The sequence below is a fragment of the Mycobacterium sp. genome, assembly GCF_049802695.1.
Taxonomy (GTDB): Bacteria; Actinomycetota; Actinomycetes; order Mycobacteriales; family Mycobacteriaceae; genus Mycobacterium.
The window spans coordinates 1-9,981 of sequence record NZ_JBARMY010000222.1; the positions used below are offsets into that span (position 1 = coordinate 1).

Genomic DNA, 9,981 nt, shown 5'->3' on the forward strand with positions numbered 1-9,981 from the left:
GGCATTGCGCCGCTGCGCCGGCGTCAGCGGCAGCGGTAGCGAGGGCTGGCTGAGCACCGGGGCGAGCACACTGTCGTCGACCGCGGCGGCCAGCGCGAACCCGCCGGTGAAGCACTGGCCGATCACCCCGACACCCGGGCCGGGGGTCGTCGCTTTGAGGTCACGGGCCAACGCGCGCAGGAATACCGACACCGGGCGCTGCCTGCTGGTAACGAACGCCGCGAACTCCCGCGCCACGCATGCGCGCGCCAGCGTCGGAAGCAGGTAGCCCAACGAGTGCGGCCGACCCGCCTCCCCGAACAACGACGGGATAACGACGGTGAAGCCGCTGTCCACCAGATGGTTGCCCAGCCCCAGGACACCGGGATGGATGCCGGGGAGCTCCGGGATCACCACCACACCGGGGCCCTGACCTCTGCGGTAGACGTCGTGGGTGTAGCCGCCTCCGGTGAACGGCGCCACCGACCACCCGGTCAGGTCCGCTTCGGATCCCGTCATCGCGGTGCCTCCGATCGATTGGCCGGCAGCGGTGGCTGTGACTGGGTGGCCGCGGCCAACGTGCGGAACTGTTGCTCACTTCCGGCTCCGGTGATGGCGAGCTGTGCCGCGCCGCCCGGGCTGGCCAGACGTGTCGTCCACACCGGCTCAACCCCGCCTGAATCTTCCGAGCCCTGGTACACAACCCATTTGGTGCCGTCGATGTCCGTCACGCCGGTGGGATACATCGAGGGGTGAATGAAGCCCACGAGCTTTGCCTCGTCGGCGTTGCTCTGTGTCAGGCTCAGATACATTCCGGTCGGACTGATGAAGCCGACGGTCGAGGTGACCGCGCGCAGCGGCTGCCGGGTGGACGGGTCAGTTCGGCCGTTGTCGATGCCGCCGCGGTTGCCCGAGTTGGCCTGCCAGCCGGCGGGCAGCCGGGGCAGCCGGATGGGGAAGCCGAGCGTCTGCGCATCGGCGCGCAGAGCGGCGGCGTCGTCGAAGGACGGAACCAAGCCCCGCTCGGTGCCGGCGGGCCGGAAGGAACACATCCCGACGAGCCCCGCCAGCACTATGCACGCCACCACCAGCGGGGCGATCGACCAGAACATGTCGCGACCGTCCTGCAGCAGCCGGGGCTTGGCCGGTTTCGGAGCCGGTTGCGGCTGAGTGGTCACTTCACCAGTATCTCAGCTGGTATCCCTGGCTCCAGAGCGTGCGCCCGCTTCTGGGACAATCGGACACTATGACGCGTGCTGAACCTGATGACGCCGCTACCTCCTCGCCGGGACCCGGCTCGTCGTCACGGACGGAAGCTCACGGCGCCCACTCCTCCTCGCCGCCGGTCTCCCGTCGCGAGGCGCCCGACCGCAACCTGGCCCTGGAACTGGTGCGTGTCACCGAAGCCGGAGCAATGGCGGCCGGACGCTGGGTGGGCCGCGGCGACAAGGAAGGCGGCGACGGTGCGGCGGTCGACGCCATGCGCGAGCTGGTGAACTCGGTGTCGATGCGCGGTGTGGTCGTCATCGGTGAAGGCGAGAAGGACCAGGCGCCGATGCTTTACAACGGCGAGGAGGTCGGTAACGGCGACGGCCCCGACTGCGACTTCGCCGTCGACCCCATCGACGGAACGACCTTGATGAGCAAAGGCATGCCGAACGCCATCTCGGTGCTGGCGGTCGCCGACCGGGGCGCGATGTTCGACCCGTCCGCGGTCTTCTACATGAACAAAGTCGCCGTGGGCCCCGACGCCGCCGACGTGCTGGACATCACCGCGCCGATCGCTGAGAACATCCGCGCGGTCGCCAAAGTCAAAGGCCTGTCGGTGCGCGACATGACGGTGTGCATCCTCGACCGGCCCCGTCACGACCAACTCATCGACGACGTCCGCGCCACCGGGGCGCGTATTCGGTTGATTACCGACGGTGACGTGGCAGGAGCCATCTCGGCATGCCGTCCAAACTCGGGAACAGACTTGCTGGCCGGTATCGGCGGCACCCCGGAAGGCATCATCACCGCGGCGGCCATCCGGTGCATGGGCGGGGAGATCCAGGCCCAGCTCGCACCCAAGGACGACGAGGAACGCCAGAAGGCGATCGACGCCGGCTACGACCTCGAAAAGGTCTTGAACACCGAGGATTTGGTGTCCGGTGACAATGTCTTCTTCTGCGCCACCGGCGTCACCGACGGTGACCTGCTCCAGGGCGTGCACTACTATCCTGGTGGCTGCACGACCCAGTCGATCGTGATGCGCTCGAAGTCGGGCACCGTCCGTATGATCGAGGCCTACCACCGGCTCTCGAAACTGACCGAGTATTCCGCCATCGACTTCACCGGTGACAGCACGGCGCAGTATCCGCTGCCGTAACGGAGCCCGGGCACCGTCACAGCCAACGAACAAGGGAATCCGACCTATGGCTCCTCATGCCACCGACACCGAGTACCGCATCGAACACGACACCATGGGCGAAGTGAAAGTTCCCGCGAAAGCCTTGTGGCGCGCGCAGACTCAGCGCGCGGTGGAGAACTTCCCGATCTCCGAGCGAGGATTGGAGCGCACCCAGATCCGCGCCCTGGGTCTGCTCAAAGGCGCCTGCGCACAGGTCAATAAAGATCTGGGACTGCTGGCGCCGGAGAGGGCCGACGCAATCATCACCGCCGCCGACGAGATCGCCGACGGCCGCCACGACGACCAATTCCCCATCGACGTGTTCCAGACCGGGTCGGGTACCAGCTCGAACATGAACACCAACGAGGTGATCGCGTCCATCGCGGCCGCCAACGGTGTGACTGTGCATCCCAACGATGACGTCAACATGTCGCAGTCATCCAACGACACCTTTCCCACCGCGACGCACATCGCCGCCACCGAAGCCGCGGTGCGTCACCTGATTCCGGCGCTGCAGGTGCTGCACGAGGCGCTGGCCGGCAAGTCGCGCGAGTGGCACACGGTGGTGAAATCCGGTCGCACCCATCTGATGGACGCGGTCCCGGTGACCCTGGGTCAGGAGTTCAGCGGTTACGCCCGTCAGATCGAGGCCGGTATCGAACGGGTGAAGGCGACGCTGCCGCGCCTGGGTGAGCTGGCGATCGGCGGCACCGCGGTCGGAACCGGTCTCAACGCCCCGGACGGTTTCGGCACGAAGGTGGTGCAGGTGCTGGTCGACCGGACCGGGCTGACCGAATTGCGTTCGGCCACCAATTCTTTCGAAGCTCAAGCTGCCCGCGACGGCTTGGTTGAAGCGTCTGGAGCGCTGCGCACCATCGCGGTGTCGCTGACCAAGATCGCCAATGACATCCGGCTGATGGGCTCCGGTCCGTTGACGGGCCTGGCGGAGATCCAGCTGCCGGATCTGCAGCCGGGCAGCTCCATCATGCCCGGAAAGGTCAATCCGGTTCTGCCCGAAGCGGTTACGCAGGTTGCGGCGCAGGTGATCGGCAACGACGCCGCGATCGCCTGGGGTGGCGCGAACGGCGCCTTCGAACTCAACGTCTACATCCCGATGATGGCGCGCAACGTGCTCGAGTCGTTCAAGCTGCTGACCAATGTGTCGCGACTGTTCGCCGACCGCTGCGTCAGCGGTCTGTCGGCCAACGTCGAACGACTGCGCGAGCTGGCCGAGTCGTCACCGTCGATCGTGACCCCGTTGAATTCGGCGATCGGCTACGAGGAGGCCGCCGCGGTGGCCAAGCAGGCACTAAAGGAACGCAAGACGATCCGTCAGACTGTGATCGACCGTGGGCTGATCGGAGAAAAGCTTTCCATCGAGGAACTGGACCGCCGGCTCGACGTGCTGGCGATGGCCAAGGTGTCAGACGAGAATCGGTAGGCCGATCCGCGTGATGCGGCCAGGAGCGGCGGCGAGCCTCTGCGCGAGCGAGTCGAGCATGATGGTGTAATGCAGCCGGTCGCGGCCGCGATGCGGTTATGCGGCGACCCTCACCTGAGGGTGCCGATGACGATGAAGGTGGTTCAGCAATGACGGCTCCCCCTGGCGGTCCCTATGGTCAGGATCCCTCCGCAAATCCATATTGGCAGAACCCTTACTGGGGCGGCCAGCCGCAAGGCGACCAGTATCAGGGCGGCCGGCCGCAAGGCGACCCGTATCACGGCGGCCAGCCGCAAGGCGACCCGTATCAGAACCCGCAGGGCGGCCCCTACCGACACACCCCGCACGGCGACCCATACGCCATGGGTTCGGCTCCGCCTCAGCAAGCTCCGCTGCCCGGTCAGCAGTATCCGCCCGGATCTTATCCAGCGGGACAGTACCCACCGGGCCCGTACCCGCCCGGGCAGTACCCACCGGGGCCGTACCCACCCGGGCAGTACCCACCGGGGCAGTACCCACCGGGGCAGTACCCGCCCGGGCCGTATCCGCCCGGGCCGCCGCCGGGCGGCCCCGGCTCGAAGAAATCCTGGCTGATCGGTGGCGGCATCGCGTTGCTTGCCATCATCGCACTCGTGGTGGCCCTGGTCCTCATCGTCGGCCATCACAACAACTCGAACCAGGCGGAGCCGTCGACGGCGGGAAGTGCTCCCAGCAGCGCTTCGCCCGGTGCGCCGCAGCCGGGCGGTTCCCAGCAGAATGCCACCGACTGCACACCGAACGTATCCGGTGGCGATGCGCCCAGCGGCGACACCGTCAGCGCGGGTGCACTGTCGTTCCCCACCAGCGCAGCACCCGGTTGGATGCCGATCTCGGACAGCTCCACCCCCAACGCCATCGGCGCCGTGGGAGTAGCGCAAGAGGTGCCCAACGCCAACCAGTGGATGATGCAGGCCGAACTCGCCGTCACCAATTTCGTCACCAGCATGAGCGTCGACGACCAGGCATCGAAGCTGATGAACTGCTTTGCCACCGGACCCGGTTACTCGCAGTCCGGGCCCAGCCTCGGCCCGATCAAGACGTCAACCACCACCGTCGACGGCACCGAGGCCGCCCGGGCGGACGCCGACATCACGATCAGCGACTCCACCCGTCATGTGCCGGGTGATTCGGTGACGATCATCGCCGTCAAGACCAAACCGGTCACTATCTTCTTCGGCGCATCACCTATCGGTGACGCAGGCAGCCGGGCCACCATCGATGCGGTGATCGCGGCGCTGCACGTCAATCAATCCTGACGCGCGTCGGGCGCTTCATGCCCCGTTGTTCGGTCCGCCGGAGTTCTGGCCCGGGATGTCGGTGATCGGGAAGTTCGGCATCGGCCGGGGTGACGGTGTGTTGGGTAGCGCCGGGATCTCGGATGCCGGAATGTCGTGCAGGACATTGACCGGCGGACCGTTGTCCCGGCTCCCGTAACTGCTTCCTGGCGCCCGCGGCCCGAGCATCTGGCTGACCGTCACCAGCCGGTAGCCGTTGGCTTTCAGCACCGGGATGAACTGATAGATCAAGTCGACGGTGCTGGAGTAGGTGTCGTGGAACAACACCACCGAACCCGGTTTGACCTGGCTCATCAGCGCTTGGCGCGTCGCGGCGGTGTTCGAGTCGTTCATCCAATCGAAAGGAATGACATCCCAAAGTATTTCGGCTTGCCCGACTTGAGCGGCGGCCCGGCGTACCGCGTCGTTGGACAGTCCACCGGCGGGCCGGTAGAGCGTCGGGGTGCGGCCGGTCGCGGCGGTGATCGCGTCGTTGGCTCTGGAAAACTGAGCCGGGACGTCTTGCGGCGGAATCGTTGTCATGTTGGGGTGTTCCCACGTGTGGCTGCCGATCTCCATACCGGCATCGACTATGCGCTTGGCTCCCGACGGGTTGGCGGCGACTTTGTTGCCGATCAAGAAGAAGGTGGCCTTGGCGTTGTCGTCCTGGAGGATGCGCAGCAAGCGGTCGGTGAAAGGGCCTGGCCCGTCGTCGAATGTCAGCGCCACGCACTTGATCACCGAGCAATCCACGTCGTCGGCGCCGGCTCGCTTGACGTGCCCGGTCAACGCACCGATCAACAGCACGGCGGCGGCGGCGACCAGCCCCAGAACGGTCCGCCGGTACCGCCACGCCTGGGTGTCGGATCGCTTCGGCACCCTGGCAGCCTACCCGCCGGCTGAAACCGCACCGCGACTGTGGACGCCGCCATCTAGGGACGCCGACCCCGGCAGTTCAGTGCGGTCCGGCGATCTCCTCGAGCATCTCGGTGACCAACGCCGCGATCGGTGAACGCTCGCTGCGCAGCAACGTGATGTGGGCGAACAACGGGTGACCTTTGAGCTTCTCGATCACCGCGGCCACCCCGTCATGTCGACCGACCCGCAGATTGTCGCGCTGAGCAACGTCGTGAGTCAGCACCACCCGCGAGCCCGTGCCGAGCCGTGACAACACGGTCAACAAAACGTTGCGCTCCAGCGACTGAGCCTCGTCGACGATGACGAATGAATCGTGCAGGGAGCGACCCCGGATGTGCGTCAACGGCAGCACTTCGAGCATCCCGCGCGACAGCACCTCCTCAAGCACCGCCGGACTGGCCAGCCCTTCGAGGGTGTCGAAGACCGCCTGCGCCCAGGGGCCCATCTTCTCGCTTTCGCTGCCGGGCAGATAGCCCAACTCCTGGCCGCCGACGGCGTACAGCGGACGGAAAACCACGACCTTGCGCTGAGTCCGCCGCTCCAGCACGGCCTCCAGCCCCGCGCACAACGCCAGCGCCGACTTTCCCGTCCCCGCTTTGCCGCCCAGCGACACGATGCCCACCGACTCATCGAGCAGCAGGTCGAGAGCTACGCGCTGCTCCGCGGAACGGCCGCGCAGCCCGAACACCTCGCGGTCACCACGAACCAATTGCACGCGTTTTTCGGCGTTGACCCGGCCCAGAGCGTGGGAGGTGCCGCCGAGCAGCCGAATACCAGTGTGGCACGGGAGATCTCGGGCACCGGCGAGGTCGACCTCACCGTCGGCGAACAGCGCGGCGATGTCGTCAGCCGCGGTTTCCATCTCCGCCATACCGGTCCACCCGGAGGTAATGACGTCTTGCGCGTGGTACTCGTCGGCCGCCAGGCCCACGGCGCCTGCTTTGACCCGCAGCGGAATGTCCTTGCTGACCAACGTAACCCGTTTGCCCTCTGCGGCAAGATTGGCGGCGCAGCTCAGTATTCGCGAGTCGTTGCTGTCGGTGCGAAACCCCACGGGCAACACGGCAGTATCGGTGTGATTGAGCTCAACGTGCAGCGTACCACCCTGTGTCCCAACGGGAATGGGCTGATCTAGACGACCATGCTCAAGCCGAAGATCATCGAACAACCGCAACGCCTGTCTGGCGAACCAGCCCAGTTCGTGGTGGTGGCGCTTGGCCTCCAATTCACTGATCACGACCAGCGGGACGATCACTTCGTGTTCGGCGAACCGACTGCACGCCCACGGGTCAGACAGCAACACGGACGTGTCGAGCACGTACGTCCGAAGATCGGTCACAGATGGCTCCTTGAGCTATTGCCCGCCGCACCAGTGGCCCGTTCAACGGGCCGCATCGTCGCCGGGCGGCGTCCGCGCGGCCCCGTACGGACAAGTCGGCGGGCGCTGCGGCATAAGGACCGGGGCCGGCCCTGCGATAGTCGTAATGCGAGGTGCCGCCCGGATAGCAGAGCATGTCGCTAGCCATCACGTGCGACGCTACTCTGATCGGCGGGTGGCCGCCGTGCAGGCGCGCCGCACCCGGACGCGACCACCGCTAGGCGGTGGCGAATTGCCGCAAGTCAGGGTGACCGGCCAGGCCCCAGGCGCTGATCCGGTCGGAGATCACCTGCCGCAGCTGCGAAGGGCCGAAAATCCCCGCGTCCGCTAGGTTTTGCAGCTTATCCCGATAGGCGTCGATGTCCCCGCCGACGACGCCGAGTTCGGCAGCGCGGGCGGCGATGGCGGCCACTGTCTCGTCGTGAGAGTACTGCAGGCAGTGCGCAACCAGGTTGGCGAAGAACTCCTCGTGTCGCTCTTCGTCTCGCGCGATATGGGAGATGAGCCCGGCCAGCACCGGCTCTTCGATCCGGGCGGCCAGGTTGTTGCAGTACACCGCGTGCGCGCGCTCGAAGAAAGCCATGAACACCAGGGTCTCGATCTGGGAATAGTGGTCGGCGCGGTAACCCTTTTTCGCCACATGCTCGAAGCGAACCCGTTCATTGGCGGTCGGGTCGATTTCGCGGGTCACAACGAAGTACTCGCGCAGCGCGATCGCGTGCTGGTGTTCTTCGCCGGTCCACCGACCGATCCACTGGCCCCAGTTTTCTTCCAGAATGAAGTGCTCGACGAGTTCGCGGTGGTAACCGGCCAGGTTGTCTTTGGTGACGAGCAGAATCTCACACGCGTCGGTGATGACTTTGGGCAACGTCACCTGGGACGGGCTCCAGTCACGCCCGCCGAGAAAGGCGAAGTTCTCGCCCTGCTCGAAAGGCACGAATTCGTGCGCGAACCACAGGTTCTCGGTGTCGAGGTGACGGTCAAGCTCGTCACCCACCACCGGCTCGAGTTCAAGGATGAGCGCGTTAGGTACAGGTTTCTGTGCCATAAAGTAACTGTAACCGGCGTTAACGGGTTTCGTGAAATCGCGCGGACGTGTCGCCCGGCGGGCGAGAACGCCGGGCTAGCGGTCGACCAACTGCCAGTCCTCCAGCCCCTCATAGAGCGGGAATTGTCGGGCCAGGCCGGCGACCCGGTCACGCAGCGTACCCACGTCAACACCTGAGCCCGCGGCCAGCGCGGTAGCGATGATGTCAGCGACCTCCGAGAACTCGGCGTCACCGAACCCGCGCGTGGCCAGCGCGGGCGTCCCCACGCGCAGGCCCGAGGTCACCATCGGCGGCCGGGGGTCGTTGGGCACGGCGTTGCGGTTGACGGTGATGCCAATCTCGTGCAACAGGTCCTCGGCGGCCTTTCCGTCCAGCGGCGAGTCGCGTAGATCGACCAGCACCAGGTGCACGTCGGTGCCGCGGCTGACCACTGACACACCGGCCTTGCTCACGTCATCGGCCAGCAATCGCTCGGCGATGATGCGCGCGCCCGACAGCGTGCGCCGCTGACGGTCGGCGAACTCGGAGCCACCGGCTATTTTCAGCGCCACCGCCTTGGCTGCGATGACGTGCATGAGCGGCCCGCCCTGCTGGCCCGGGAACACCGCAGAGTTGATCGCCTTGGCGTACTCCTGCTTACCCAGGATCAGACCGGAACGCGGGCCGCCGAGGGTCTTGTGCACGGTGGTCGACACGATGTCGGCATGCGGCACCGGCGACGGGTGCAGTCCGGCGGCGACGAGGCCGGCGAAGTGCGCCATGTCCACCCACAATTTGGCGCCGACCTCTTCGGCGATCGACTTGAACGCCGCGAAGTCGAGAATCCGTGGATACGCCGACCAGCCGGCGATCAGCACCTTGGGCCGAAATTCGAGCGCCTTCGCCCGCACGGCGTCCATGTCGATCAGGTGCGTCTTGGGATCAACCCCGTAGAAGCCGGCTTCGTACAGCTTGCCCGAGAAGTTCAGCCGCATGCCGTGAGTCAAATGGCCGCCGTTGGCCAGGTCCAGACCCAACAGATGTTCGCCCGGCGACATCAGCGCATGCAGCACAGCGGCGTTGGCCTGCGCGCCCGAATGCGGCTGCACGTTGGCGAAGTCAGCGCCGAACAGCGCTTTGGCGCGGTCGCGGGCGATGTTCTCCACGATGTCGACGTACTCGCAGCCGCCGTAGTAGCGCCGACCGGGCAGACCCTCGGCGTATTTATTCGTCAGCACGCTGCCCTGGGTCTGCAGCACCGAACGCGGCGCGAAGTTCTCCGAGGCGATCATCTCCAGGGTGTCGCGCTGGCGGCCGAGCTCCTTGCCCAACAAGTCGGCGATGTCGGGGTCGACTTCGGCTAACGGCGCCGACATCACGGAAGCGGCAGTGCGGGCATCTGGTGCGGCAGTCACGGGCGCCAGTCTATCGACCGGGTTCGACGCGACGCGGCGCTGTCTAATCGGATTGTCCGGCTCCTCCTCGTCGCGTCCCCTCGCTTCGCTGGGGTACCCCCGCGCGCTCTGCATCGTCGC

General features: G+C 66.3%; 9 protein-coding genes. 3 read left to right on the forward strand and 6 right to left on the reverse strand.

The genetic code is table 11. The annotated features are described in order from the left end of the window. On the reverse strand, nucleotides 1–498 hold a 498-nt coding region (locus tag WA317_RS08965; RefSeq protein WP_425172693.1), incomplete at its 3' end, for a dienelactone hydrolase family protein. Then, a complete protein-coding gene (locus tag WA317_RS08970; protein ID WP_425172694.1) occupies nucleotides 495–1,157 on the reverse strand; it encodes a DUF4245 domain-containing protein in 663 nt (220 codons plus the stop codon). The genes WA317_RS08965 and WA317_RS08970, both read right to left, overlap by 4 nt. Before the next feature lie 68 nt (nucleotides 1,158–1,225). Here WA317_RS08970 and glpX point away from each other — a divergent pair, with 68 nt between their 5' ends. The 3 genes from glpX (at nucleotide 1,226) to WA317_RS08985 (ending at nucleotide 5,104) form a co-directional block, all read left to right on the forward strand. Further along, nucleotides 1,226–2,347, forward strand: coding sequence for a class II fructose-bisphosphatase (gene glpX, locus WA317_RS08975; RefSeq protein WP_425172695.1), 1,122 nt, complete (start codon nucleotides 1,226–1,228; stop codon nucleotides 2,345–2,347). Nucleotides 2,348–2,393: 46 nt separating this feature from the next. After that, entirely contained in the window at nucleotides 2,394–3,809 is a 1,416-nt protein-coding gene (locus WA317_RS08980) for a class II fumarate hydratase (protein WP_425172696.1), read from the forward strand. 149 nt (nucleotides 3,810–3,958) lie between these two features. After that, a complete protein-coding gene (locus tag WA317_RS08985; protein WP_425172697.1) occupies nucleotides 3,959–5,104 on the forward strand; it encodes a hypothetical protein in 1,146 nt (381 codons plus the stop codon). Between the two features lie 15 nt (nucleotides 5,105–5,119). Here the strand turns inward: WA317_RS08985 and WA317_RS08990 are convergent, their stop codons facing one another. The 4 genes from WA317_RS08990 to glyA all read right to left on the reverse strand — a co-directional run bounded on the left by WA317_RS08990 (nucleotide 5,120) and on the right by glyA (nucleotide 9,822). Continuing rightward, on the reverse strand, nucleotides 5,120–6,001 hold the full coding sequence (locus tag WA317_RS08990; protein WP_425172698.1) for a polysaccharide deacetylase family protein: 882 nt from the start codon (nucleotides 5,999–6,001) through the stop codon (nucleotides 5,120–5,122). 76 nt (nucleotides 6,002–6,077) lie between these two features. Further along, nucleotides 6,078–7,379: a PhoH family protein gene (locus WA317_RS08995; RefSeq protein WP_425172699.1), complete on the reverse strand. Its 1,302-nt coding sequence runs from the start codon at nucleotides 7,377–7,379 to the stop codon at nucleotides 6,078–6,080. 256 nt (nucleotides 7,380–7,635) lie between these two features. Beyond that, complete coding sequence (locus WA317_RS09000) at nucleotides 7,636–8,466, reverse strand: acyl-ACP desaturase (protein WP_425172700.1); 831 nt, start codon at nucleotides 8,464–8,466, stop codon at nucleotides 7,636–7,638. 75 nt (nucleotides 8,467–8,541) lie between these two features. Next, nucleotides 8,542–9,822, reverse strand: coding sequence for a serine hydroxymethyltransferase (gene glyA, locus WA317_RS09005; RefSeq protein WP_425172701.1), 1,281 nt, complete (start codon nucleotides 9,820–9,822; stop codon nucleotides 8,542–8,544). Between the last annotated feature and the right edge of the window lie 159 nt (nucleotides 9,823–9,981).